The following is a 25,519-nucleotide window of genomic DNA, read 5'->3' as shown; positions in this document are numbered from 1 at the left end:
CAGCAAAAAAAACTTCTCCAGGATTATATTTTAATATTGTAAAATTCAAACGGATTATCTCACCAAAACCGTAAACCTATATCAGGACAAGACAATCGGAACGGGTTAGAGGAAACTATTTAACCCATTTTGAATGATATTCTACCTGCTGATTCATGACTTTATCCAGCAGTCTTTCTGGTTCGTTATCAAATATAAGCGAATTGAACTGATGTTCTGATAGGAACCCTTCCTGGGACATGGAGGCCAACAGGTCCCGGAACTTATCGTAGAAACCATTGATATTCAACATACCGCAGGGTTTTGCATGTAATCCCAGCTGTGCCCAGGTAAATACCTCCACAATTTCTTCCAGGGTCCCGATTCCGCCGGGTATAGCTACGAAATAATCAGATAAATTGGCCATCATTGCTTTACGCTCATGCATGGTGCTCACGATATGAAGTTCTGTGAGGTTTTTATGCCCTACTTCCCTGTCTCTGAGCTTCTCAGGTAATACACCGATCACTTGTCCGCCAAGGGCCAGTACCTCATCAGCAATCAGCCCCATTAAACCAACGGCTGCGCCGCCGTATACCAGTCGCAGATTATTTTTTACAATACAACGGGCCAGTTCGATGGTGACTTCCTTATAGATAGGATCTTTACCGAAATTAGACCCGCAAAAGATAGCTATACTTTTCATCCGACAAATGTCGGGATTAATCTTTCAGCAAACGGGACAAATGTCCCTGTAAAAAAACAGGAGATACCAGTGAAGGTACCTCCTGTTACGCATGATAGGTTTTAAATATTAGTAAGTCAGACAAACCAGCCGGCCATCCGCAGAACAGGTAATAACGGTGTGTGCATCCACCGCTGTAATATTATTCAGCAGACAGTTAGAGATCTTATGCCGCCATAAAACGGCGCCGTCTTTAGCTGCCAGTGCTGATATAATACCTGACTGAGAGGGGATATACACCACATCCTGGTATTGATTAATGGCAGTCGGACAGATCTCATACCCCATCTCCAATGGAGAACGCCATATCATCTCCTGATCAGAAGCATGTGTATCCAGTCCGAGTATATGCCCCTGCATGGTCTTAACATATACTTTGTTGCTGTCGGCAGATAGTCCCATGGACTCACGCACCCACTCCTGCTTATCATGTTTACGCCAGATGACTTTACCAGTAGCAGCATCCAACGCCGTCAGATACTGGTCGGGTGCAGCGATGAATACGCGGCCACCAGTTGCTACCGGCCAGCAGGCCGCCGCAGAAAACATCCTGTTGGTAGCCCCACTGTTCCAGGTCCACACACGTTTACCGGTAGCAGCATCCAGCGCGTAGAAATCATTGCCCCAGGAACCGAAATAAACCTTATCCTGATAGATCAACGGACGCGTCTGTACGAAGTTATGCACACTATCAAAGTCCCACTGCAATTTTCCATCTGCAATATTGTAAGCCCTGCAATGTCCGTCGGAAGCGGCGACAATCGCCAGTCCTTTGTACAGCGCAGCGGAAGCTACACTAGCTTTATTGGCGGATTGCTGCCAGCGTAATTTACCCGTATTCAGATCAAGACAATATACCTGTGCGTCCGTTCCCGGTACAATGACTTTATTGTCATAGATCAGCGGTGTGGAATAGATCTTCCCTTTTGTTTTGAACTGCCAGATCGCTTTACCCGAAGCCAGGTGAACCGCTTTTATCTGTCCGGTTGTATTGGAATAGATCACCTTTCCATCAGCAATTGCTACTCCCCCACCGATATCACCAGGTTCCTGCACACTCCATCTTTCTTTCACCTGTGTGTACTGACTATTCACTGCATAAGAAGGCCTGTGAGGATTTGCTGCCCATTGTGGTGTACCTGCTACAGGGATACTCACTGCATGCCATGCCGGCAAGGTAGCGCCACCTGGCACGCGTTCATTAAATACGAGGGAGTCATGCACCAGGGAGATGATATTATATCCACCGGTATCTGCTTTTGCACGCAGATTGGAGCGACACATAATACCTGGTATACCTTCAAAGTCGTATTTCCTGTTGGCATGCCCATGACCACAGAGAATGGCTTTCAGGTTTCTGTCTTTGAACATTTCCAGTTGTTCATACCAGTTATTAAGGGCGGAATCCTGTGGATAGTGATTGACAAATATCACAGGTACTTTTTTATCCTTCTCTTTACGCAATTGTTCTTTCAGCCAGGTCAGGTCTTCTCTTGGGACCTGTCCGGGGCCCATACGCATGTTTGGTCCGCAACTGGTACCAAGAAACCAGTAACCTTTATAGCGGAAGCTGAATGTTTCTCCACCGAATACATTCAGAAAGGTATTACAGCCACTTTCTGACCAGTTAGAATCATGGTTACCGGGAACGATATACCAGGGTTTATTTAATTTGCTTATAATACTTTTTGCGAGTTGGATCTCTTCATCGGACCCAAACTCTGTGATATCTCCGGAAAAGAGTACAAAGGCGATACCCGGATTATCGTTGATATCAGATACAGTACGCTCCAGATCTTCTGCCCCACTTTTATTACCAATATGTGTATCGGAGACCAGGGCAAAACGGAACAGTGAATCCTGCGCGCTTACGCGGATGGTACCCAATAAGATCAGCAGGAGATAAATCAGTTTTCTCATATACAATTTCAGTTTATTGCTCCCAGCCTTTATTCTGCTGCAGATTCGTATTTAATAATAATTCAGTCAGTGGCAAAGGAAACAGGTAATGCTTTGGATCGTCAAAGTGTTTGTTAGCGCCCGGATGAACGATCAGGTTACCCTTATCACCATCACTCAGTCCTCTGTCAGGTTGCAGTACAAAATACTGTAAAGCTTTATCCGGAGAAGCCGGTTTGGTTTGTACGATCGCCAGGTCATTCTTTCCATCCTGATCCAGGTCATATATGCCTACACCGGGGAACCAGGCGCCTTTAAAGTCCTGCGCCAGTAAAGGACCTCTTTTCCAACGCATCAGGTCCTGATAACGGAAACCTTCCATGGCCAGTTCTACTCTTCTTTCACGGCGTACTTCCAGTATAACCGGGTCAGTAATGTTATATTCTGTCTGTAATAAAGGATCAGTTTTCAGAGTAGCTACCTGCATAGCAGGCATACCGGCACGTTTGCGGATCAGGTTAACAGAGGCGTCTGCTTCAGCCTGTGCAAATTGTTTTAACTCAGCTTTTGCTTCTGCATAATTTAACAATACTTCCGCATATCTGAATATCGGCAGGTCGTTCGTATTGGTATTGTTACCATCCTGGTCGGTACCTGTTACAAATTTGATACACTGGTAACCGGTCATTGCATTGGAATAGTCTGGTACTAAGGTAGCGGTTGTGTTGATACGTTTATAACCCGGTGTGCGGATAGTTTGCGCCAAACGGGGATCCCTTCCTTTTATTTCTTCCCAGTAAGGCGTTGTGGCATAACCAGCCTGCGCAGAGAAGGCGGTTCCATCACTCATCAGATAACTATTGATCAGTGTTTTGGTCAGTCCGGGTGCACTCAGGGTAGAAGTCAGAAATTGTCCGTTAGCACCATGGGTTTTAGTCAGGGTGCGATCATATACTCTTGCCAGGATATATTCATCCGCATTCGCTACATCCGCAGTAAAGAGATTCGCGTAATCCACAGTCGGGTTGTTCGTTGTGTACAACTTATATAAACCACTCTGCATCACCTGTTGTGCCGCCTCCACGCTTTGCTGTAACAATTCAGTGGCGCCACCCTGGCTATTCTCAGTATGATAGATGCGATAGGTTCCTTCAAACAGACACACTCTTGACTTCAATGCCAGTGCGGCCCATTTCGTGATACGGGAAGTATTTTTAGCGGTTTTAATATTGGCTGCGGCATAGTTAAGATCAGCAATGATACTATCTACAACCAGCTTCCGCGGATCACGTCCTTTATAGAGTTCCGGACTGTTCGCTTCCAGCGGGTCACTGTACCAGGGCACATCACCGAAACGCTGCACTTTTGTGAAATAGAACATTGCCCGGAAGAAACGTGCAATACCTGCATAGTGTGCCTTGATAGAATCACTCACTGCTGCTTTGTGGTAATGCGCGAGAAAATAATTGACATTACGCAGATCAGACCAGGTCCACTGTGCGGCAGATGCATCTGTCTGTACAATGGTACGTCCTGCCACCACATCTCCTATTACAGCCGGTTCTACATTGTCACTGGTAATATCGGCGGAATAGATATCGGTACCCGGCAACATGGCATAGAAGCTATTGGTATAAAGTGTAAGGTCTTTTTCATTATTAAAAAAAGAACCAGGGTCTATGTCACTGATGGGCTGTCTGTCGAGAAAGTCTTTCTTACAGGCCGCCAGCGTCAGTATTGATAGCGCGAATAATATCCTTTTCATGAAAATATGTTTAAACGATTCGTCTGCAATTAAAAATTAACTTCAAGTCCGAAAGTGTACGTACGTTGTACCGGGTAAAGAAACCCGTTACCATTAGCGGTATTGGTATCTACCTTATCAGTGATCGCTTCCGGATCGAAGACTTTAGACAGGTGTGTGAATTCAAACAGGTTCTGTCCGGAGAAGAATACCTTTGCAGTGCTGATACCGGCTTTTCTTGTCCAGTTAACCGGTAAAATATATCCCAGTGATACATTCTTCACTCTCAGATAAGCAGCGTTCTGTAAATAGCGTGTCTGCGCCACACCTAACTGACGGGTATTATTCAACGCATCATATGCCCTGAGTCTTGGGAAATAAGCATCTCTGTTTTCAGGCGTCCAGTAATCATTGTTGATGTGATCATACACCGGCTGATTCCAGCGGTTATAAAAACCCCAGAAGTTCCCCGCTTCTACACCTGGCCAGAAATCCATCTTGCCGATGCCCTGTAAGAATACATCGAGCGATACACCATTCCAACTGGCGCCTGCACCAAAGCCATAAGCATAACGGGGCATACTGTTGCCGATCTTGTACATGTCTCCCGGATCATTCACCGTGTTCTTACCATTATCAATCTTCTTGTCACCGTTGAGATCAGCGAACTTCAGATCACCAGCCAGCGGGTGACCATTCAGACTGTAAGAAGTACTTTGTACACGTTGCTGGTTCACAGCATATTTCAGATATTCATCGTCGGACTGAAAAAAGCCAAGCGTTTTATATCCCCAGATCTCTCCAATCTCTTCGCCGATATAATGGTTGATCAGTGACTTATTGGGGTTGTCAAATTTTGTGATGAAAGACCTGCTGTCGGACAAGACAAAAGAGAAGTTATAGGAGAAAGGTTTATTACCTAACTGAAACTGATCATGCCATTTCGCAGAAAATTCCCATCCTTTGGTGGACAGATCAGCCGCATTTTCCCTTGGAGCAGATGCGCCGAGTACTGCGGGTAAAGTCTTCCCCTGTGTCAGCATCTTTGTTGTCTTACGGTTGTACCAGTCGAACCCGATATCCATTCTGTTCCTGAGTGTGGAGAAGTCTATTCCGAAATCAAGCGTAGTAGCTGTTTCCCAGGTAAAGTGCAGGGGGAGTAATCCGGGTGCATTGATTCCTAAAGGCTGTGCACCATCCAGGATATCAGTGATCTTATACACACTCATCGGGTTGGTAAAAGCGTATGCAGCTACCTGCTGGTTTCCCAGAGAACCGTAAGAGGCACGGAGTTTCAGGTTGTTAAATACTTTCTTTGCGGGTGCAAAGAAAGGCTCACGCGATACGATCCAGCCTGCGGATACGGAGGGAAAGAAGCCATAACGGCTGGAATCCGGAAAACGGGAAGAACCATCATAACGACCGTTGAACTCGAGTAAATAACGGTCTTTGAAGTCGTAATTCAACCGGTAGAACAAACCGCGGATGGCCCATTCTTCTTTTGTATCCCCTACTGTGGCAATGCCACTAGCCAGGTTCAGCGCACCTTTATCCGGTGTGATATTACCATCTCTTCTGGCGGAAAAGGTTTCATAGGTATTCATTTCCTGGTTGAAACCCAGTAATCCTTTCAGGTGATGCTGTCCCAGTCTGCGTTCGTATTCTGCATAGAGGTTCACGATCTGGTCAAAGTTTTCGGTATAGGCTGACTGGTAATAATCTGTAGCAGTAAATGGAGACACCGTACCTGGTCTTACCTCGTAATACACGCTATTAGTCTGTATATCATTACGGTCCTGCGTAGCCAGTACGGTATAATCACCATTCACACGGAGTGTGTTATCCAGAAAGTTGGTGGAAAAACCGAGCGTATTTTTCAGTTGTCTGTCTTTTACATTGGTACGACCCCCTTTTTCCAGCTGACCGAAAGTAACGGCGCCTGCCTGTGTATAATAACCATTAGGCGTGCGGATCGCCTCATATGGATTGGCAAACAGGGAAAGATAACGGTAGATATTATAACCACCGGACACGAACTTGTTAGGCGCATCGTAAGTACCCTGAGCCATTTCCACGTTGTCATATATTTTGAGCCAGTCAGCCACCTGGTTATCCAGCTTAAGGCGGAGGTTGTAACGTTTATAGTCATCAGTGGCAACCTTAAAAGAACCTTCCTGTTTAAGGTACCCAGCAGAGAGGTAATAGTTGGTATTACCTTTACCACCAGCGACACTGACAAAGTGTTTGGAGAACGCCTGTTGTTTGTTGTAAAACAGATCGTACCAGTCTGTGTTTGCACCACGGATAAAATTGCCGGTGGCATCTACACCCAGTTCAGGCAGAGAAGGGTCTGCTTTTCTCTTCTGTAAATATTCGATCACTGCCAGCATACCTGGTGCATCAGAACCGGCATATCCTTTATAGGCTTCATTCTGGATAGTTGCTGCTTCCAGCGGGTCTTTGATCACCTGTGGTAAACGGGTGGGCGTACCCCATCCAAAGTTACCAGAGTAGCGTACCTGTAACTGTCCGCTTTTTGCTTTACGGGTGGTAACGAGGATTACGCCATAAGCAGCCCGCGCACCATAGATAGCAGCAGAAGCAGCGTCTTTCAGGACGGTCACACTGGCAACATCTTCAGGATTGACAAGGTTGATATCACCCGGTGTACCGTCGATGAGGATCAACGGACTACCTGTATTAATGGAAGTAAAACCACGTACGTTAAAGGTGGCCGCTCTACCCGGCTGACCATCACCAAAAGTGATGTTCAGGTTGGGAATAGCCCCCTGGAGTGCCTGACCGATGCTGGTTACCGGTCTGTTTTCAAATACCTCCTGTCCTACCTGCGCGATGGCGCCGGTCACTTCCGACTTTTTTTGTGTACCATAACCGACTACGACCACCTGTGCGAGCGAGTCATCCTTCTGCCGCATTCTTACGATCAGGTTGATGGTCTCCCCTTTTTTGATGGTATAACCATCCAATTGTTGCGGTTTATATCCGACAGAGCTAAAACTGAAGTTATAGCGTTCCCCTGCGTTCAGGTTATCAAAGTGAAACCAGCCTTTTTCATCGGTCATCTGGAAGATGGGCTTACTGCCATTTGCCTGTAAGGCCCTGACGGTAACACCTGGTATCTTTTCTCCCTGCGGATCGAGCACGATACCCGTTATATCTGGTTTTACCTGTGCATATGACAAGGCGGGCGCCATCAGTAGCAGCAGCCATAGCAGCAGGCGTAAAAAAGGAAAATGCTGGTAAAATGTTTTCGTCATAAAGGTCAGTTTTAAGACAATACAATCCCTGGCTGCAACTGCAGCCTGTTTGTTAGTTGGTACTGGAATGTGATCGTTATTTTATTTCTTTAAGAGGAATCCTCCTTCAGCCGTACGCTCTAAAGTCAGATCATTCAATAATGCTATGTTTTCCAATATTTCTGCTGGTGTATCCGATGTTGTGAATTCCGCTGTTACCCTGATATGCTGCAAACGTTTTGCGTCGCAGGCGATCTTTATATTGAAGTGTCGTTCTAATTGTTGCAGGATCTGCGGCAATGGCTGCTGATGGAATACAAGGCTGTTAGAAGCCACTTCCTGTCCGGTGACAGGTTCTCGTCCCAATACAGCCGGTTTATTCACCAATGGCTGCTTTTTACTGCTGAGATCATACACCAGCGACTCTCCGGGTTGCAGATAGACCTTGTTAAAGCTGGCGACACCTGTCTGCGGATGCACTACTACTTTTCCGCTATACAGTTTTACCGTCACCTTTGTACCCCGTTCATTCACACCAAAGACGGTTCCTAATGCTGTTACAGCGGTGTTACCGGCATAAACTGTAAATGGTCTGTCTTTGTCTTTTGCGACGTCAAATTTGGCCTTTCCCTTTAACCACAGTTCCCGCTTATCTTTTTCGAAGCCTGTTTTACAGCGTAGTGTGCTTCCTGGCCCCAGTTCGATATGTGAACTATCTTCAAGCATCAGCTGCTTCACCAGTTTACCATTGTTCGTGTATTCCTTCCAGGTAATGGCAGGCGAACTTTCCATAGCAACCGGTGTATCTGGCTGATCCTGTTGCAGGAATAAGGCACCTGTCAGTACGATAATACCTGTCAGTACAGCTGCTACTGCCACCCTCTTCCAGATCATCCTGTTACGCGCATACTTATCCACATCCTGCTGTATATTAGTGAATACACGCTGTAATACGGCCGGATGCAGTTTACCATCCGGACGGAAGTTATCCCAGTCTGGCTCCATCAGCAGGTCTTCCATTTCCTCCGGATGTTCACGTAAATACGCCATGACTGTCCGGTGTTCTTCTTCCGTACACTCTCCTTTGATAAATCTTGCGTATAGGTCTGGTGATAATGCCATGGCAGCTGCTCATTTGCTAATACTACGTTTAGGCTGAACCGATCCCTTACTGGTAACAATTTGTTCACATTGCCCGGATAAGGGTTACATGATCGTAAAAAGGAACAGGGCGCGTCTGAGTTGTTTGAGCGCTTTGGAGATGTGGACCTCTACTGTCTTTGGGGAGATAGACAGCATATCGGATATTTCTTTGTGGGAAAAACCATCGATACGGCTGAGCATGAAAACTTTCTTACGTACGGGCGGGAGTTTGTCTATTTCGAGATGTAGTTGTTGTACAGCTTCTTTATTTGCCGGAGTGGCATAGGTTTCGCCGTTTAGTACTTCCGCGGTATAGGACTGCATAAAGGCTTTATGCTGCCGTTCTTTTCTCATCCCGTCAATGAGGGATGTTTTTGCAATACGGAAGATCTGCGCCGATAAAGTATACTCAACAGACAGCCCCTTTCTGTATCGCCAAAGCTTGACGAAGGTTGTCTGCAATAACTCTTCGGACCAAAGTTGAGACCCCGTATGTTTCAGGAAGTAGAAATACAGTTTTTCATTATAAGCATTGTAAACCTGCTCAAAGATCAATGTATCTCCTTCCTTTAATGCAAGTATATCTTCCACGAACTGGCATTTTCGGCAGGGACAAAGTTTGCAAATTCTATAGAAAAGTGCTTATTAATAAATGATTAAGGATTGGGGGAAAAGGGCGTTTTAAAAATCTTATAGGGAGTTGATGGGATTGGAAATAAAAAATAAAACCTCCCAAACCCTTACCAGTAGCTGATTTAAAAATATTTTCACTTTTTATTTGTTGGATTAAAATATTTATCCAATATTTGCACCCCGATCGAGAGAAAGGGAAATGGAGAAAAGGATCAGTAGTTCAGTTGGTTAGAATGCCGCCCTGTCACGGCGGAGGTCGCGGGTTCGAGTCCCGTCTGGTCCGCAAGAAGGGACAAATCATCATCAGTATGATTTGTCCCTTTTTCGTTTTCGGGCGTATTGCCCGACAGGTGGGCAATACGGGAGAAATTGTATTGACTTTCGGGGTTCGCAAAGACTTGTTTTTGCGGTCACACACGATTCCTTCGGGGAAAATGAGTTTTTGGAGTTCCAACCACTCCGTCGTTAATTCTCGTACGTGGTTAAAATCAAAAAATAAGTATGCATCAAGAACTGCCGCACAATACAGGCGGTTAAACCCTTCAATATAGCCGCGTTGCATTGGCTAACCCGATTGGATATAGTGAATGATGATATTGTTCTCTTTGTACCATAGGCAAACTCAGTAGAAGTAAACTTCGGTTCATTATCCACTCATAGACTAATTAGTTTACCACGTGTTGCAAACATTCGGTCCAGTACCCGCGTAATCCTTTTGGCAGATAAAGCGGTATCAATCTTAATAGCCAATGCCTCTCCTGACAGTTATCCATTACATTAAAAGTCGGAAGTGCCTGTTACCGGTCGTACTATCACTCATAAAGTTCATACTCCACCTAACATTGACCAATGGTTTCTTTATTCCGGTGAGTAATCATCTCTTCCTTTCCTACGTTTATTGATTTTTAATAACTTATAAACACGGTAAATCCGTTTATGATTCCATTGATGACCTGCCCTCCGCAAATAAAAACATAGCTTCCTGGAGACATAATCAGGATGCCCCAATACCAGTTCCTGCAATGCCATAATAACTGCATTATCATTCTTATGACGACCGTAATAAAATTGAGATCCAGGAAAGGATATAAATCCCCAGGCCCTGTTCACAGAAATACCTTCTTCACTAACCAGCTCATGTGCTATTTACTTTTGGGTGAATATCCTGGTTGACGAGTACTCCATCCACACGATAAGTACCATTTCGGAGTCGCCTCTACGAAGGCAACTTAAATATCTACAGGAAGCGGGGACCTCCATAAAACATTCCGTTTTCCTTGAACTTCGGGTTATTCAACTGGAAGAGGGAGGCTAAATGACGGCAGCCATACCAATTGCCAGGCCTGGTACATTAATAGTAGCGCAGGACTTGTGATGTATAATGTTGCGGAAAATGATTTTGAGATAGTTTTTGAACATGATTTGGATTTTAGCTGGAAGAAAAATGAAAAAAGGCCGACATTTTCAACTCATTATATAATGTCTTATATAATGTATTAAAATATTTATATAATGTCCGAAATTGAAGCAGCAATGTTCATTTTTTGACCTGCTGGCCATTGGCCGGTTATTATATTAATTGTAAATTGATATAATGAACCCAAGGCACAATTAATTTTTTTTCCCATTATGGCAAATTCCACTTTCTCACCAGCTATATATATCAAACGACACCAAAATAATGGATGAATCAATACATAATTTACTAAAAGGAGCTAAGTGGGAGGAACTCATACCAAAGCTCACGGCATATGCTGTGTATTTATGCACCATCCCCCCTTACAGCCTTCCTGGCGGTAAACAATATGAAGATATCGTCATGGATGCAATTGAAAAGGTTTTTAAAGGAGAACGCCAATGGGATCCCCTTAAGAACCTTGATCTGTCCTGCTATCTGAAAAGTGTGATAAAAAGCCTTCTCAGCAATGAAAAAAGATCAAAAGCCGCTGCTATCATGAAAATGATACCGGAAGATCTACAGGTACAACATGATGATAATACAATAGAGGAACTCTATTGCAGAGAAGTTGATAAATACATTATCTCCTGTCTGGAAGGAGATGCTGCTCTGCTCCTGGTTTATAAAGCAATAAAGGACGGCCAAAGCCCTAAGCAGATATCAGAAGAATACGGTTTGGATATCAGGAACGTCCGTAACATCCAAAAACGGCTGTCACGTAAGTTGCCGGAAGTTTTATCTCAACTTCAAAATGTCAAGAATCATGATTAATAACAAAACATATAAAGATAAACTGGCTGCATTGCTTGAATCCTTCTCTGAATTAACAGATCAGGATCTGGACGCAGCTAAGGAGGTTATTTTTGCGACAGGTAAAGATCCGGATGCCATCGTCCGTAAAGGGTTGAACAGACTGGAACAGATTAAAAAAATGTATTTCGCCTTAAAAACTGATATCGCATTTCTGGTAAAGAATGCTGAAACGAAAACTATTTCTTTATCCTATGATGCTGCCATCGGCGATATCATGGATATAGATGAGGTGTACGAGGCCGAATCCGGTAATTACAAATGGGAGACCGGTGATCTGAAAATCCGGGAACTTCCGGTAGACCTGATGTACAAGATTATGATGGCCGCAAACCATGCCCTGCCTGAACCAGGCATACGTCAGAGAAATAAAATTGTACCTGTCGATATAAGCCATATGGATTATCTGATTCATGCAGGGTATTTTATTCATGAAAATTTATTACATCCACTCAGTGAAGACTCGGTTGCTTTTGCGGTACAACTGAAATCAAACTTAACAAAAGAAAACACATTACCCCTCAAAAGAGCGCTGGATTACTTTGTCACACGTGGGGCAAATAACCTGCTCACCTTTGAACCGGAAGCTTTAAGCATTAGCCAGATTACTGAATCAGGTTTATATACAGAAGAATCCACCCTTTTCAAAAGAAAATTATACCCCTACCAAAAGGAAGGATTACAGTGGTTACAATACTGCTGTATCAACAGAATAGGTGGCATTCTGGGAGATGACATGGGATTAGGTAAAACCGCCCAGACCATTGCACTGATTGCCTGGCTGATAGAGAAAGATATTCTGGAGAATGTATTGATTATATTACCTTCTACCCTCATGGAGAACTGGAAAAGGGAATTTGCCTTCTTTACACCATCTATCAAACCTTACGTGCACCATGGCTCTCAGCGTACGGGTAGCAAATTTACACTGGCAAAGGAGAAGGTGGTCATCACTTCCTATTCCATCCTCATGAATGATCGTTATCTGTTTGCCCAACAGACCTGGGGATTATTACTGATGGACGAGGCCAGTCTGGTTAAAAACCCGGATGCCGAAAGACGGAAGGCGCTCACCGAGATTCCTGCCCATGTAAGAATCGCCATGAGTGGCACCCCAGTAGAAAACTCTCTCATGGACCTCTGGTCGCTGGCTGACCTTGTGAATCCTGGTTACCTCGATACCAGACAAAATTTCGCTAAAAAGTATATTTCAAAGGACCTGACAGCCACATTGAATAATACAGGTATCAGTGAACTGCGTGATACAGTCTCCAGAATTATGTTACGCAGGAAAAAAGAGGAGGTACTGGATTCTCTTCCTGAAAGAATTGATATTCATCAGGTATTGGAGTTGAATCCCGCTGAAACTAACTTATATGAAGGTCAGCGTATACAGGTACTGAGTCAGCTGAAAGGTATGACAGAAACAATGATGAGTATCAATGTCCTGAAACAGATTCAGCTGATGCGTCAGTATACAACTCATCCATTTATGAAGGAACCTGAAAAACTCGCAACCGCATCATTCGGCGCTTTACGTGACAGCAGTGTCAAATTTTCCCGTATGGCACAATTGCTGGATGAGATTAAAGAAAGAAACGAAAAGGTGCTCATCTTCACAGAATACCTGCACATGATTGATGCACTTAAACGTACACTTTCCTTCCATTATAACTGTAAAGTGTATACTATAGACGGACGGGTGGCCATCGCACAAAGACAGGAGAACATCGACCTGTTCTCCGCTCAAGATGGATTTAGCATTATGGTACTCAACCCACGTTCTGGCGGTATGGGATTGAATATTACCGCTGCCAGTCATGTTATCCACTATACCCGGCAGTGGAACCCTGCGCTTGAAGAACAGGCCTCTGCCAGAGCATATAGAAACGGACAAACAAAAGCTGTTAATATCTATTATCTGTACTATGCAGATACCATTGAAGAAGTCATTGATAACCGCCTCAGAGACAAAAAGCAGTTATCCGGAGAAGTAATAAGTAATACTGATACAAGGCAGAATATGGCCTTCTACCTCGATGCGTTAGAAAAATCCCCTTTATAAATCACAAACAATGATGAATATGGAAAATGTTCAGAGAAACAATCAAATTATTAAGGAATGTTTACCCTCTGCGGCACGACTGATCTTAGGTATGAGAGATACCGGCTATACCTTTACTTCAGCAGTTGCTGATATTGTGGATAATGCTGTGGCAGCGGGTGCGACTACCATCAGCATACAACTTGAAATTACCCGCAGGGGAAGACTGATTTTTATGCTGGCAGATAATGGGCATGGAATGGATAAGAATAGTCTTGAAAATGCCATGCAATATGGATCTCAACGCCGTGTTGATCCATCTTCACTGGGAAAGTTTGGACTTGGTTTAAAAACTGCTTCTACATCTTTTTGTAAAAAATTGACAGTCATGTCCAGAAAAGATGACCAGGTGAATATTTTGCAATGGGACCTGGATCTGGTGGAAAAAAAGGAAGAATGGCTGCTGGTAGTACCGGATCTGACAACCTATGAAGAACCACTGGAATTCCTCAATGAGGTAACAGCTGGTAGTACTGGTACTGTTGTAATATGGGAAAACATTGACAGACTGATCAAAGCTGATAATGAAAGATATAAAAAGGAGCAGGTGATAGCCAGACATCATGAACTGGAACAACATCTCTCTGGTGTGTTCTACAATTTCCTGGAAAAGCAGAATGATTTTCCGGATATACAGATCCTGATTAATGGGAAAAATGTAGCTCCATGGGATCCTTTCTGCCGCTGGCTCAATACTGCTGAAAACCCTACAAGACTTGAAGTACACAATCAAAAGCCGCTCAAAAGGGTGAATGAACAAAATGAAACCATTGGTGAGATTGCCGTGAACGTGTATATTCTACCTACTAAAAACGAACTTTCCAAAGAGGAAGTGGACCGGGCCAGATATGGTCTGGATAACCAGGGTTTTCATATCTTCAGAGAAGGACGTATGATCTATTCAGGTGGTTGGCCAAACAGACTGTTTGTAAAAGATCCTCACCTTAACCTGGTAAGAGTGGAGTTGAATTTTGATCATCGGCTGGATGATTATTTTCAGATAGATATCAAGAAGTCCAGAGTAGATCTGCCGGCAGAATTGAAGGATCAGTTGAAAATGATGATAAATCCTGCCAAACACGAAGCAGACAAAAGGTACAGAAGAGATGGGCATAAAAGGAAAAACGGGAATAGTGTTTCCCATGAGAATTCGAGCAACTCTATCAAAGGGCATCATGATGATACCACTTCGGGAGTAGCTGTACTAGATGTTAATAATGTAACAGGCGAAGTAGATATCAGAAACAAGTTTGATACTTCCAAAGTGAGATTGCTCATAGATCAGGAAACAAACAAGCTGGTACAATCAAAGGATACCCTGGAGGATGGTGTACTATGGGCACCTGGTCTGGTGAATGGCAATTTGCATGCGGTGTTTCTGAATGAGAGCCACGAATTTTATAAAAAGTTTTATCTGGCTAACCGTGATAAACCTGCGCTCATTCTTGCTATGGATGCTGTGTTGTGGAGTTTGAGCGAGGCAGAACTAAGTGTATTCACAGATAAGGTAAAAAGAAACCTGGAGGATTATCGGATTAATGTGTCCAGAATTCTCCGTCACCTAGCGGAAGATCTTCCGGAACTGAATTTGCCTGAGGATATAAATGATACTGAAGACGAAGAATAAAAGATAAAAACAACCTATATGAAACAATACTTACCAGATAAATATGGCTTTAAAGATTATCTTTTGGATAATCTGACGGATGCCCGACAGGAGGAATTGATATTCTGGAAAAAAAACATTCCCATGCCGGTAGATCTGATCTACGGCATTTATGAAAAGAGAGGCATTTTGCTGGCTAAATATCTGGATCATGTCGGCACTGCTTTTCTATATACTTACGTGCAACGGGCAAAGGGGGATCGGGACTGGAAGTCCGCCCCGAAAAATGCACCGGAAGAGACATTTAAGGATAAGCGGGCTGAATTGAACAGTGACTTTAAACAGTATTACAAACAATCGCAGGTAGAGGATATGTTGGCTACCCTGGCTGATGTATTCATGCTGGAGGGATATTCCTGTACTGCTGAGCGGATGGTGGAAGCGATGATGCATCAAGGGAAAAAGTATCAGCGATTGTATATCCCAAAAGCTGCAGATGAAAGAATACATGTCTTCTTCCCTGAGCTATGTGCTATACTTAAACAAAATCAGAAGGATATGTTTTCCAATGTGGTGGCGGATGAATTGCAGATTTACAGAATGGGATTTGCAGATGCCTTTGCAGGTATTTTCAACAAATTGATTGATTTTGTACTGGATTTCTATCAAAAAGGGATATTTAATACCAGCCATACGACGATCTCTATTATCCAGGATCCATCTGCGCCTGATACTTTAAGGCCTGAATATGGGGTAATCCATGACGGCTGTATTTGGGAACCTGCCTATGTGCAATCTGCTGTCGGGGTAAAATTGAATGAAAACCATCCTTTTGTTGCAGCTGTGCTAAAAGGAGGGAATCAGTCTGAGGCGCTGGTCTCTTCCATGTTGCAGGTGATGTCTGAAATAGAATACAAGACACCAAGAGATACAGAAAAAAAGTTGCTGGAGAAGTTCAGACAGGAGGTGTCCAGGGAGCTAAGAATAAAAATGGAGAGCATATTATAAAAGCAGGGATACGTTCCTGCTTTTATAATATGAATTTTCCTGCCTTTGTTGTATGAGCTTCAACGGTATGAGTGCACGAATTCGGCAACTACCTTGTTGAAGATACCACCACTGAATTTCCAAACTGTCTGGCTTGGGCATTAGACGAGGGAATTTTGAACACATTACCCCCTGGTGCATCAAAACCTATCAATCTTAGACATTCCCTTGCTGTCAGTATTCTGGGACGATCACCATTCTTGTGAATCACGATTTCAGATCCATTCTAATGGTATCTGGTAGACAGCTTTCCTGTCACATCATCAGAGCCAGATACACTGAAGCCAAAACCATTGCCTTTGGCAACATGTTTTTCCCGGTATTACTGCAGGTATTCCGATAAGCTCGGAATGAGCAGGCTAATCTTTTTTCATTCGTATATACTTCCTCATTCACGTCTCTATTTTATGAAGGAGAGTATCGTGATAGTGTCATTAATATTTAACTATAGTTTTAAAATAGAGCTGTAACTGCCTAATCAAATTTTATAATAGTTTTTGCTAAAACATGCATGAATTTCAGATAAATCGTCTTAAAAAAGTTCGAAACTTATCCCTCTTTTTCCGCAAAACAAAAAAACCTTCAGATATATTCTGAAGGCTTTTTGTTATTATAATAATTTCTACGTGATTAACTCCGCTTAAAATTAAAATTTGAAGAGCCTATTAATTAAGGCTGGTCATGAAATCATACGAAATCTCCTCAGAAACATGAACCGCTTTCCTTTTTTACGATACTCTCTTATAGAAGAGATAAGCCATTTCGAATAGTAAGAAAAGTCTGCATCATTATATTTAGAAAAAAGTTCAAATACTTCACCGTGCCAGTCTACTACAATATAGGAGTAATAGTCATCAACTTTTCCTGTTCCCCATAAGAGACTATCTGTGGTCCTATACAGCTGGTATCCAATTCCTTCCGCAACGTACTGTTTATACTTATCGTCATTCCATTTGCAGTCGCCATCATAGGATCTAAAATACATATGCATTTGAAAGACGTCCTTGCCGTTAGAATATCTATCATCTTCTCCCGTTAAATTATCACCTTCTATTAATTTAAAACCCTTAGGAAAGGTTGCTTGCCCTAAAGCAGACATTGTGTAGAGCAGGAAGAGAACACTAAAAAGATATTTCATATATTGGTATAAGTTAGTTTCTCAATATATCATCTACAATTGAATTTTAGTGTTATCTATTCTTTTTCCTCTGGAATACTTGCCAACTCATTGTCACAAGGTAGACTGATAAGATACTTTAAAACAAAAAACTGTTAGCGCATCTGCTGAGTAGTTTATATAACTCTATGTAACATAACCATCCACGTTAAACTATTCTCATCCCTAAATTGAGTACCCTGTTTCCTAACCGCTGCACCCTTCCTCAATTTGTAACTCCCTTTTCCCCAACATGTAACCGCTTTGTCATCCTATATCACAACACGTAGAAACAGACAATTAGTTGAATGTTATCCATTTTAGACCTTATACTTCTATTCTATATGTGTGTGGCGTGATTTCCACCATCAATCATTTTTACATGTGATTTTCAAATAGTTACAATATACATTTCTATATCTCACTTATTATTCGCCGTAACCCGTCTGTTACGCTTCCACACCTACTAAAACCAATAATTCAATCGCGTTAATTAGTAATCAATCTATTACGAGATTAAGTACAGTACAAACCATTCGGGATGGCACCACAGTCATCAGCTACGGCATACTTATTGGCTAAAACATCAATGCGTTTATTTTCTATATATTTTTTTACGCAAATATTTGGTAATACCTATGCTACAGCAACTTACAAATTTGCCGGACAATGAACTGATGGCCAGAGCAAGAAAACTGAAAGATGAAGAAGCAGCAGGAATATTGCTCGAAAGATATAGTCATTTACTGGCAGCCGTCTCTTTACCTTCTTTGAATAGTTACGGTAATACACCGGACGACTTCTTCCCTTCGCTTTTGCGACGACTGTTTTACAGTCTGCAAACGCAGACCATTCCCAAGCTGGGCGAATGGATGCAGTTCTTCATCAAGTCACAGGGGAATAGAACAACAAAGAACACTTTCTTTTTCCCTTCCTCAGCATCGAGTGATATCACGCGGCTGGAGTATAAAGTGGAAAAAGCAAACACAAACCTCCTGCAGAAACAACAGCTAACATCCACTATGGATGCAGCGTTTGATCAGCTGGATGTAGCCGACAGGGACTTGCTACATGAGTTCTATTTCGAGCAGAAAACATTCGCAGAAATAGCTGCAGAACAGGGCTACACCATCGAAGAGGTCAGAACAATGGTGAAGAATGCCAAACAGGAACTGGCGTCTCTTTCCCTCGCCAACCTGGAAACAGTCAAGGTAAGACAGGAAAAACCTGCAGTAGAGATTACACCTGAGCCAATTGTAACACCGCTGTATGCAAGAGCTGCAAAACGGGAAAAAGAAAGCGATCAGGGCGGAGCTACACTGGAAATACAGGGACAGGTCATCACTTCCGTACACGCTAAATCTACAAAGCGGAAAAAAGAAATAATTCAGGAAGGAGCAGTACTGGAAATACAGGAAGGCGTTGTTAATCCTGCCCCGGCAAGATCTACGAGAAGAAAAAAAGAAACGATACAGGAACACGCAACACTGGAAATACAGGAACAGTCTGTTAGTGTGCCGCCTGTAAGATCAACCAAAAGGAAGAAAGAAATCAGTCAGGAACAGGAAATACAGCAGCAACACACGACTATAGTATATACAGTACCTGAGACACAGGAACCGATGATTCAAGGATACGAAAAACTGGGAAAACGGACACACCATAGAAATCTGGGATACATAAAAATTGAAAAACAAGAACAAGTTATAACTCCGGGATATGCAAAATTTGGACAACAAGGACAAGATATTAAAGATCTTCAGCAGGGTTCATTGTTTTAATAAAGATCAGTTGCCACGCTACGTAGATGGCCGTTTAACACACGTTGAAAAACACCTGCTGGAACAGCACCTCGTCAATTGTGAACTTTGTAGTGATGCCGTCGAGATTCTCCAAAAGCCCAAGTTCAATACGCAGTACCAATCGATGGGTCAGAAAGTACAACAATACATTCGTAATAGTACCGATATCGCGCCCCAGCTGCATGAAACAGAACGTTACCAAAAGAAAATAGAAATTACAGAAAGCTTTTTAACTTATTTCTGGGGGGCAGTAGCAGGTGTGCTTGTACTGGGTCTTTTCTACATTATCCAGAAACAGGTAAAAAAAGAAAACAAACAACACTCATTTGCCAACATAGAAAACATTCATACCCCTGCTGCCAGCACTGAAGTTCCGGCAACAATTGGTAAAGCCCATGCCGTGCCTGTGGCTACGCTTCCCACAAACACTGCCCGGCAACTACCGAAAGACACAGGTAAGGTAGCAATGGCATCCAGTGTGATAGCAGATGAAGATACAGATCAGGATAAGGTGCTTTATAAAACGGCGATGAATTACTACCATGACGGCAGTCTTGATGAAGCGATGTCCCGTTTTACACAGCTAACCGCCGATTCAGGCAGTCGTTACAGGGAACTGGCACACTATCAGCTGGCGATGTGTTATAAGTTCAGGCATCAAAAATCCAAAGCGCGTCATATGTTCAAAGAGCTGGTAGAGATGAATGGCCGGATGAAAAAAAGGGCGCAGTTAGCACTAAACAAGCTTTAACTATTGTTCGTGATACAGCAAACAAAGAAGCTGTCTGCTATTGTGAAGCAGCTTCTTTTGTTTATTTATTCAGTACATACAATGTCAGTTCATCTCTGGACAAGACATATAGTTGTTCACCACTGATGTGATAAGACAAGACTTGTCTTTTATCCACAGGAATATAAAAGCTACCTGTGTACGTACCTGTTTCAAGATCATAGGTATCCAGTACAGGGTATTGTCTGAATGCGTTTTCATCTTCATTATCTGCACGAAGGTCAGATTCTATAAACAACAGACGATCATTTGCAAAGGCCCGTTTATTCACTTTTGCGCGTGGTGCGGATGCATACAGTTTTTGCATGCCTCCGCTTCCCCTTTGAGTGATCTGGACGTTGCTATTAAAGACGGTATCAATGGTGGGCTGTTTATATTTTAATTTCATTTCACCATCTATACAGTATATGCCATTCTCAAAATAAGGTATGTAAAACAGCTGTTTCTTTTTTGCATCAGCACATAAGATACCGTCGCTGGAGAAACCAGCATCTGACCTTTCAGATAATACATCAGATTTGAGTCGCAGACCGCTGCGGGTGTTGATACGTATAAAGAAAGGTCGCGCACTACCAGCTTCAAAACCTCTTATTACAATAAGAGAATCGGATAACATCAGCGATTTTATAAAAGGTGCGGGCGACAATTTTATGGAATCTATCCCTGGTTGGTGTGTGACTTTCAAAAACATCATACCACTATTATACTCATGCACAAAGATATAATCGGCGTGAGCGAAAAAATTTACCGGAGGTCTCAACTGCCTATCGATGCCGAGTGCTATCGTATCGATGATATGCAGGTCTTTATCCAGACGATACACCTGTTGATGCGCCGGTGTTGATAAATAAAGGGCATCATCTGTACCAAATAATCGCTCTGCTATGATTGGCAGTCTGGATGAAGTTTGTTGATAAACATTCATTGTCAGCCATTGCCGGTTGAAACCATTCTTTTTATCATTAGGCAAACCGGATACAGTCACGAGTATTACCAGGCAGGTCAATGCAGCCAGCATTGTACAGCTAATAAGTATTAAGGTCCGTTTCATATTTTATAAAAGCTAGCTGAACGGAGACTACCCGCCAGTAGTCTCCGTTGATGAATAGGTGACCGGGCAGTTCATCGCTATCCGGCATCGTTGCGTCGCATTTCCTTCAGCGGCATTGCTACTGTGAGCTGCGCCGGTAATGATCAGAGATCAGTCAGAAATACTTCCCAAACGTATGTATTACCAGCTGACTGGAAAGTAGTAGCACAGCAGAAATAACCATCCCCACTGCAATTGGCGGACGTGTTAGGGTCTGCTGCATTTTTCACTGTGTTACCGAAAGACAGGATGAGGTTACCACCATAAGTAGCGGTACGATCTGCCGGCAATCCTGGAATAGTGACAGTTCTATAGCAAACATCCTGTGCCTTTTTAATAATTGTTCCTGCGTTGGTAGAGAGGGTTAATCCAACGGCAGCAAAAGCCACCAGGGCAGCAAAGCTGATCTTCATCTTTTTCATGACGTATGGTTTATTTTGTTAGGAAATTAACACAGCCAGATAGACTGCCTCTGCTTATTCAGGAGCAAAGGTTCCTGTTTTATTGATCAATAAAAGCGTTAAGGCAATGATATACTTCGTTGCTGTGAAATATCGAGTTTGCTTTGTAGTATCAACGCGAGTGCCGTCAGCAAAGTCAGCATCAGATTCACCAACAGGTGTTGTTCCCAGGTCAGCAGTTCGATGATTCCGCCACAGCTACAAGGCAGATCATAGGCATACTGTAACATGATATACACATATCCTGTGAACAATGTCATGGCAAATAAAGATGCATATAAACCAGCTACGCGCGTCCGTTTAAAAATCAGTAATATAGCTGTGATGAGTTCACCGGCTGGTACTAATACTGCTACCAGCGGAGAAATGTGTTGCAAGAAAGGAGAACGGCCTGCTTCAAAACTAAACTTATCATAGTGTATCACTTTATTAAGGCCAGTATAAATCCAAAGTAAAAGTAATACAGCTATAATTGCTTCAATAGCTAAATTGAAAGCTCTGGTTTTCATAAATAAAGATGTAATGAAGAATGAAAAACAGCTGGCGGGTCTAGTATTTCATTGGATTTGTAATGGAAATTTATTGGGCTGACAAGTCAACTGCACGTGGTTATCTACCAGATAAAAATAGTAAAAGCTGCTGAGAATTACAACAGTTTTTCACATTAAATGTACATTTCGATCCGGATTATTTTTTGCTTTGTTTATCGGACCTTTTTTCCAGCTGACCATCCGGCAAAATGGTCCAGTATTCTTTAACGGTAGCTGAAGGTCCGCCGTTATCAACACCTTCGTATGTTTCAGTAGTAAGGACAAACTCCTGCTTACCTGTAAATGCAAAAGAGGTATGGTCTTGCGACTGATCGTCCATATCACATGACACTTCTATTTCCTTTTCACTCAACTTATTAAAAGAATGGCTATTGATGATATACAATTGTGATTTGGCACAGTTATTATCACTCTGATGCACAATAGCAATCAGTAGACTATCCCCCAGCGAATCGACACTTGCCAGCGTAGATGTTACATTAAATAATGCGTAGTAAGCAGTATCAGCGTGGAAATATAATACCATTTGTTTGTTGGTCAGTTCGGTTCCGGCACTGATACCATCCAACAGGACCTTAGGTTCCTCTTTGGGTATAGTTGCAGGTTGTATTGCAGCGATTGGTGCTACAGTAGAATCCTGAGGAGGGGCAGCGACAGTAGACTTATTCTCCTCTGATACACAGGAAAGTAAAAAAAGCAGGGAAGCAAAAATGATATATTTCATAAGTCACTTAGGTTAGGGATCGTCCTGCTAAATTGATAAAAAAAGCGGGGCTTTACAATAGAAAGCTCCGCTTTTTTTTAAATATACACTCAACATACTTAATGGATCGCTACAGGGTTTATATTGACCTGTGTAGAACCTACATATAACGGTTGTCCGAGTACGAACAGGAACTCCCACACTTTATCTCTTACCAGCGCACGGCTGTCTATCAATTCCAGATTATAAATTCCACGTTTCGCGAGCATAAACTGATTGACCGGAAACTCTTCATTGCTCTTCGGGTTAGGATATACTTCGGAGGCCCAGGTATCTCCGCCAAAAGCAACTATTCCCTGATCTGCCAGCCATCTGGCGGCTTCTATACCGATACCTGGTTCTACTTCCAGGAACTGTTTATTATCCTTTCCTATCAGCTCCAGCCAACCCGTATTAAACAATACCACATCCCCTTTCCGGATGCTTATCCCCTGTTTCTTCAGGACCGCCTGAATATCGGCTATCGTAAACGCTGTGCCGCCCGGTACGATCGGCTTTCCATAATAAGCAACCATATCCAATACAATTCCACGGGTGACAATAGGTGGTACTTTTTCAATACCCAGCTTTTTCACCCCTTCAACAGTAACGAAGTCGGCGGCCCTGTTTCCGTTATAATAAACGTTATCTATACCAATGTGACCGATACCGTTTAACTGTGTACCGACACCTGTCCACCCGTTTACCAGTTCATCGTTAAAGCTGAACTTATTAGGTCCCAGTGTCTGGCCACCTTGTTCGCCGGGCTGAATATTATACAGATGAAAGCTGCGGTGTCTGAATGCAGGCAGGTTTTTATCAACCGGCACAGCCAGTGGATAAGTCTTCCCTGTCTTCACCAGCCTGACTGCCTTCATAACGATCTCCTGATTCAAGAGATTAAGCGCTCCTATCTCATCTTTCGCACCATAAGCAGACGGATACCAGGCAGTATCTCCTGCTGTGCCTTGTGCATATAATGATGCACTTGTCAATAAGATTCCGGCTAATCCGGCTATGTTTATAAAGTGTTTTGTTTTCATGATTGCCTATTTGAAGTTTTCTATTGCGGTTATCCACATACAATTACTGATTGTAGATATTCTCGCTTATTACACCAGCGTCGTCAATAATACAACCGGCGGTTCCTGTAACTTTTCAGCCGCCATTTCAACGAATGCTTTGATATACGGCTGTTGATTATGTGCGTCCAGCCCTTCCTGACTTTTCCATATCTCATAAAAAGTAAACAGGTTCTTGTCCTCTATTCCCTGGTGCAGGCTGTATAGTTCGCAGGCGTCCTCTTTACGCGTATGTACGACCATATTCTGCAATACAGCGCCTACTTCCTCTCTGTATATATCTTTTGCTTTGATAACAGCTGTTAAATAAATTTTCATGATACCATTGCTTTTTGACTACTGATTAATTAACAAACACAAAATTAGACTGCCTGTGACTATCAGTAAAATAAGACGATTAATATCGCAGTATTATAATACTGATACTTTTCGCTCCTTCTGCTTTCATTATATTTGATAACAATAACCTCTTTTCCTTTTAACACCTTCACTTCATGCAACCGAAAAAAGCCACTGCCTGGAAAAGAAATAGAAAGTTCGGCGATATCATGGGCGGATGTATGCGCACAAAACTTGACAGCGGCATATTTCAGCGGATTCATAGTCTTACGGCGCCAACGCCAGGTACTGAATTACCCATATTCATACAGGATAATCCATCTAAAGCCTTCTATTATCCACTAAATATTGAAGAAATTAAAGCCATATTAGCCATGCCCCCAACAGCACATACACAACCGTTGACGCATATCTGGCTTGCGAAAGTCAGGAAGGTGTCGTACCTCTCAGGCGAGATTCCAAGGGGCCATTTTATCCATGGTAGCAGGGTATATCTCATTAAACTTTATGCTGTCTCAAAAGATAATCGTCTGTACTTCGGACGACAAAAACCGGACACAAAAGTCCTCTCCTTTTACGCAGAACACAGTACAGACCTACGTAAGGACGGAAACGGGTACTACCTGCAATTCAATGAGGTAACAGTAAGAATGAGCTACCGGAAGGTGTTGTTGCACGAAATCGGTCACTGCGCAGACCTTGTGTATAAAGGAGGATGGAGCCCTGCCAATCGGCGGAAAACTGAGAACTTTGCAGATGATTATGCGACCACCTGGGAAAAGAATCAATAAAAAGATTTACACATTTTAGAAAAATATTTGGTGATTCGAGTTCACTACTATTATTTTGCACCCGGAGAAATGGCAGAGCGGTCGATTGCGGCAGTCTTGAAAACTGTTGACTGTAACAGGTCCGGGGGTTCGAATCCCTCTTTCTCCGCAGAAAGTTAAAAGCCTTCAGAGTGATCTGAAGGCTTTTTTCATGGCAGATGATCGAAGCGAGGTCTTAACTAAAATGATTGTGACTGTCAAAGGTCCGGGGGGGCGAATCCCTGTTCCGTTTTGCCAACAAACGTTATTC

The 25,519-nt window shown here is 42.9% G+C and carries 21 protein-coding genes, 2 tRNA genes and 1 pseudogene; 9 read left to right on the top strand and 15 right to left on the bottom strand.

The window, feature by feature from the left end:
- Nucleotides 1-115 precede the first annotated feature (115 nt).
- The 6 genes from BMZ72_RS35190 to BMZ72_RS35165 all read right to left on the bottom strand — a co-directional run bounded on the left by BMZ72_RS35190 (nt 116) and on the right by BMZ72_RS35165 (nt 9,358).
- Complete coding sequence (locus BMZ72_RS35190) at nt 116-685, bottom strand: LOG family protein (protein WP_089816062.1); 570 nt, start codon at nt 683-685, stop codon at nt 116-118.
- Nucleotides 686-793: 108 nt separating this feature from the next.
- Nucleotides 794-2,644: an outer membrane protein assembly factor BamB family protein gene (locus tag BMZ72_RS35185; protein WP_089816060.1), complete on the bottom strand. Its 1,851-nt coding sequence runs from the start codon at nt 2,642-2,644 to the stop codon at nt 794-796.
- 13 nt (nt 2,645-2,657) lie between these two features.
- The gene (locus tag BMZ72_RS35180; RefSeq protein ID WP_089816058.1) at nt 2,658-4,388 is read right to left on the bottom strand and encodes a RagB/SusD family nutrient uptake outer membrane protein; all 1,731 of its coding nucleotides are present in this window, start codon (nt 4,386-4,388) and stop codon (nt 2,658-2,660) included.
- A gap of 29 nt (nt 4,389-4,417) precedes the next feature.
- Nucleotides 4,418-7,645, bottom strand: coding sequence for a SusC/RagA family TonB-linked outer membrane protein (locus tag BMZ72_RS35175; protein ID WP_089816056.1), 3,228 nt, complete (start codon nt 7,643-7,645; stop codon nt 4,418-4,420).
- Between the two features lie 81 nt (nt 7,646-7,726).
- A complete protein-coding gene (locus BMZ72_RS35170) occupies nt 7,727-8,746 on the bottom strand; it encodes a FecR family protein (RefSeq protein WP_089816054.1) in 1,020 nt (339 codons plus the stop codon).
- An 84-nt stretch (nt 8,747-8,830) separates the two neighbouring features.
- Nucleotides 8,831-9,358 carry an RNA polymerase sigma factor gene (locus BMZ72_RS35165; protein WP_177223042.1) on the bottom strand — a complete coding sequence of 176 codons (528 nt, stop codon included), beginning with the start codon at nt 9,356-9,358 and terminating at the stop codon, nt 8,831-8,833.
- 251 nt (nt 9,359-9,609) lie between these two features.
- Between BMZ72_RS35165 and BMZ72_RS35160 the strand changes: the two genes are divergently transcribed.
- Nucleotides 9,610-9,683: transfer RNA gene (locus BMZ72_RS35160), tRNA-Asp, on the top strand.
- 165 nt (nt 9,684-9,848) lie between these two features.
- Here the strand turns inward: BMZ72_RS35160 and BMZ72_RS37085 are convergent.
- A pseudogene (locus tag BMZ72_RS37085) lies at nt 9,849-10,546 on the bottom strand (DDE-type integrase/transposase/recombinase); the annotation flags it as partial.
- 535 nt (nt 10,547-11,081) lie between these two features.
- Between BMZ72_RS37085 and BMZ72_RS35150 the strand changes: the two are divergent.
- Genes BMZ72_RS35150 through BMZ72_RS35135 form a run of 4 tightly spaced genes read left to right on the top strand, consistent with a single transcriptional unit; the run spans nt 11,082 to nt 16,387 of the window.
- Complete coding sequence (locus BMZ72_RS35150) at nt 11,082-11,630, top strand: sigma-70 family RNA polymerase sigma factor (RefSeq protein ID WP_089816048.1); 549 nt, start codon at nt 11,082-11,084, stop codon at nt 11,628-11,630.
- Nucleotides 11,623-13,734 (top strand): DEAD/DEAH box helicase, encoded by a 2,112-nt coding sequence (locus BMZ72_RS35145; protein WP_177223041.1) that lies wholly within the window; start codon nt 11,623-11,625, stop codon nt 13,732-13,734. Before BMZ72_RS35150 ends, BMZ72_RS35145 begins: the two co-directional genes overlap by 8 nt.
- A gap of 19 nt (nt 13,735-13,753) precedes the next feature.
- Nucleotides 13,754-15,400 (top strand): ATP-binding protein, encoded by a 1,647-nt coding sequence (locus BMZ72_RS35140; RefSeq protein ID WP_177223040.1) that lies wholly within the window; start codon nt 13,754-13,756, stop codon nt 15,398-15,400.
- 18 nt (nt 15,401-15,418) lie between these two features.
- Complete coding sequence (locus tag BMZ72_RS35135; protein ID WP_089816043.1) at nt 15,419-16,387, top strand: hypothetical protein; 969 nt, start codon at nt 15,419-15,421, stop codon at nt 16,385-16,387.
- Between the two features lie 88 nt (nt 16,388-16,475).
- Here the strand turns inward: BMZ72_RS35135 and BMZ72_RS37265 are convergent, their stop codons facing one another.
- Both BMZ72_RS37265 and BMZ72_RS35130 read right to left on the bottom strand, forming a co-directional pair.
- Entirely contained in the window at nt 16,476-16,637 is a 162-nt protein-coding gene (locus BMZ72_RS37265; RefSeq protein ID WP_218155329.1) for a DNA cytosine methyltransferase, read from the bottom strand.
- 468 nt (nt 16,638-17,105) lie between these two features.
- Nucleotides 17,106-17,564, bottom strand: a complete 459-nt coding sequence (locus BMZ72_RS35130; RefSeq protein WP_089816040.1) for a hypothetical protein — start codon at nt 17,562-17,564, stop codon at nt 17,106-17,108.
- Between the two features lie 656 nt (nt 17,565-18,220).
- Between BMZ72_RS35130 and BMZ72_RS35125 the strand changes: the two genes are divergently transcribed.
- Nucleotides 18,221-19,363 (top strand): RNA polymerase sigma factor, encoded by a 1,143-nt coding sequence (locus tag BMZ72_RS35125; protein WP_089816038.1) that lies wholly within the window; start codon nt 18,221-18,223, stop codon nt 19,361-19,363.
- Nucleotides 19,302-20,135, top strand: a complete 834-nt coding sequence (locus BMZ72_RS35120; protein ID WP_143087865.1) for a zf-HC2 domain-containing protein — start codon at nt 19,302-19,304, stop codon at nt 20,133-20,135. The genes BMZ72_RS35125 and BMZ72_RS35120 overlap by 62 nt, the downstream gene beginning before the upstream one ends.
- 61 nt (nt 20,136-20,196) lie before the next feature.
- Here the strand turns inward: BMZ72_RS35120 and BMZ72_RS35115 are convergent, their stop codons facing one another.
- The 6 genes from BMZ72_RS35115 to BMZ72_RS35090 form a co-directional block, all read right to left on the bottom strand.
- Nucleotides 20,197-21,225 (bottom strand): hypothetical protein, encoded by a 1,029-nt coding sequence (locus tag BMZ72_RS35115; protein ID WP_177223039.1) that lies wholly within the window; start codon nt 21,223-21,225, stop codon nt 20,197-20,199.
- Nucleotides 21,226-21,368: 143 nt separating this feature from the next.
- Nucleotides 21,369-21,686, bottom strand: coding sequence for a hypothetical protein (locus BMZ72_RS35110; RefSeq protein WP_089816031.1), 318 nt, complete (start codon nt 21,684-21,686; stop codon nt 21,369-21,371).
- Nucleotides 21,687-21,784: 98 nt separating this feature from the next.
- A complete protein-coding gene (locus BMZ72_RS35105) occupies nt 21,785-22,234 on the bottom strand; it encodes a MauE/DoxX family redox-associated membrane protein (RefSeq protein WP_089816029.1) in 450 nt (149 codons plus the stop codon).
- Between the two features lie 178 nt (nt 22,235-22,412).
- Nucleotides 22,413-23,000 carry a hypothetical protein gene (locus BMZ72_RS35100; RefSeq protein WP_089816027.1) on the bottom strand — a complete coding sequence of 196 codons (588 nt, stop codon included), beginning with the start codon at nt 22,998-23,000 and terminating at the stop codon, nt 22,413-22,415.
- Between the two features lie 98 nt (nt 23,001-23,098).
- On the bottom strand, nt 23,099-24,061 hold the full coding sequence (locus BMZ72_RS35095; RefSeq protein WP_089816026.1) for a cyclase family protein: 963 nt from the start codon (nt 24,059-24,061) through the stop codon (nt 23,099-23,101).
- Between the two features lie 69 nt (nt 24,062-24,130).
- The gene (locus tag BMZ72_RS35090; RefSeq protein ID WP_089816024.1) at nt 24,131-24,418 is read right to left on the bottom strand and encodes a putative quinol monooxygenase; all 288 of its coding nucleotides are present in this window, start codon (nt 24,416-24,418) and stop codon (nt 24,131-24,133) included.
- 176 nt (nt 24,419-24,594) lie between these two features.
- Here BMZ72_RS35090 and BMZ72_RS35085 point away from each other — a divergent pair, with 176 nt between their 5' ends.
- Both BMZ72_RS35085 and BMZ72_RS35080 read left to right on the top strand, forming a co-directional pair.
- Nucleotides 24,595-25,230, top strand: a complete 636-nt coding sequence (locus tag BMZ72_RS35085; RefSeq protein WP_089816022.1) for a hypothetical protein — start codon at nt 24,595-24,597, stop codon at nt 25,228-25,230.
- Between the two features lie 63 nt (nt 25,231-25,293).
- Nucleotides 25,294-25,378 (top strand) — tRNA-Ser (locus BMZ72_RS35080).
- Nucleotides 25,379-25,519 lie beyond the last annotated feature (141 nt).

The sequence above is a fragment of the Chitinophaga sp. YR627 genome, from assembly GCF_900114995.1.
Classification (GTDB): domain Bacteria; phylum Bacteroidota; class Bacteroidia; order Chitinophagales; family Chitinophagaceae; genus Chitinophaga.
Note: the sequence above shows the minus strand (reverse complement) of the source record. Positions and strands in the feature narration are given on the sequence as shown.

Excerpts from the sequence above, each read along its gene's own strand:
- BMZ72_RS35145 (WP_177223041.1), top strand. The coding sequence starts at position 11,623 with ATGATTAATAACAAAACATATAAAGATAAACTGGCTGCATTGCTTGAA.
- BMZ72_RS35085 (WP_089816022.1), top strand. The coding sequence starts at position 24,595 with ATGCAACCGAAAAAAGCCACTGCCTGGAAAAGAAATAGAAAGTTCGGC.
- BMZ72_RS35140 (WP_177223040.1), top strand. The coding sequence starts at position 13,754 with ATGGAAAATGTTCAGAGAAACAATCAAATTATTAAGGAATGTTTACCC.
- BMZ72_RS35120 (WP_143087865.1), top strand. The coding sequence starts at position 19,302 with ATGCAAAATTTGGACAACAAGGACAAGATATTAAAGATCTTCAGCAGG.
- BMZ72_RS35105 (WP_089816029.1), bottom strand. The coding sequence starts at position 22,234 with ATGAAAACCAGAGCTTTCAATTTAGCTATTGAAGCAATTATAGCTGTA.
- BMZ72_RS35180 (WP_089816058.1), bottom strand. The coding sequence starts at position 4,388 with ATGAAAAGGATATTATTCGCGCTATCAATACTGACGCTGGCGGCCTGT.
- BMZ72_RS35170 (WP_089816054.1), bottom strand. The coding sequence starts at position 8,746 with ATGGCATTATCACCAGACCTATACGCAAGATTTATCAAAGGAGAGTGT.
- BMZ72_RS35095 (WP_089816026.1), bottom strand. The coding sequence starts at position 24,061 with ATGAAAACAAAACACTTTATAAACATAGCCGGATTAGCCGGAATCTTA.
- BMZ72_RS35175 (WP_089816056.1), bottom strand. The coding sequence starts at position 7,645 with ATGACGAAAACATTTTACCAGCATTTTCCTTTTTTACGCCTGCTGCTA.
- BMZ72_RS35135 (WP_089816043.1), top strand. The coding sequence starts at position 15,419 with ATGAAACAATACTTACCAGATAAATATGGCTTTAAAGATTATCTTTTG.
- BMZ72_RS35115 (WP_177223039.1), bottom strand. The coding sequence starts at position 21,225 with ATGAAACGGACCTTAATACTTATTAGCTGTACAATGCTGGCTGCATTG.
- BMZ72_RS35150 (WP_089816048.1), top strand. The coding sequence starts at position 11,082 with ATGGATGAATCAATACATAATTTACTAAAAGGAGCTAAGTGGGAGGAA.
- BMZ72_RS35125 (WP_089816038.1), top strand. The coding sequence starts at position 18,221 with ATGCTACAGCAACTTACAAATTTGCCGGACAATGAACTGATGGCCAGA.
- BMZ72_RS35110 (WP_089816031.1), bottom strand. The coding sequence starts at position 21,686 with ATGAAAAAGATGAAGATCAGCTTTGCTGCCCTGGTGGCTTTTGCTGCC.
- BMZ72_RS35190 (WP_089816062.1), bottom strand. The coding sequence starts at position 685 with ATGAAAAGTATAGCTATCTTTTGCGGGTCTAATTTCGGTAAAGATCCT.
- BMZ72_RS35185 (WP_089816060.1), bottom strand. The coding sequence starts at position 2,644 with ATGAGAAAACTGATTTATCTCCTGCTGATCTTATTGGGTACCATCCGC.
- BMZ72_RS35130 (WP_089816040.1), bottom strand. The coding sequence starts at position 17,564 with ATGAAATATCTTTTTAGTGTTCTCTTCCTGCTCTACACAATGTCTGCT.
- BMZ72_RS35090 (WP_089816024.1), bottom strand. The coding sequence starts at position 24,418 with ATGAAAATTTATTTAACAGCTGTTATCAAAGCAAAAGATATATACAGA.
- BMZ72_RS35100 (WP_089816027.1), bottom strand. The coding sequence starts at position 23,000 with ATGAAATATATCATTTTTGCTTCCCTGCTTTTTTTACTTTCCTGTGTA.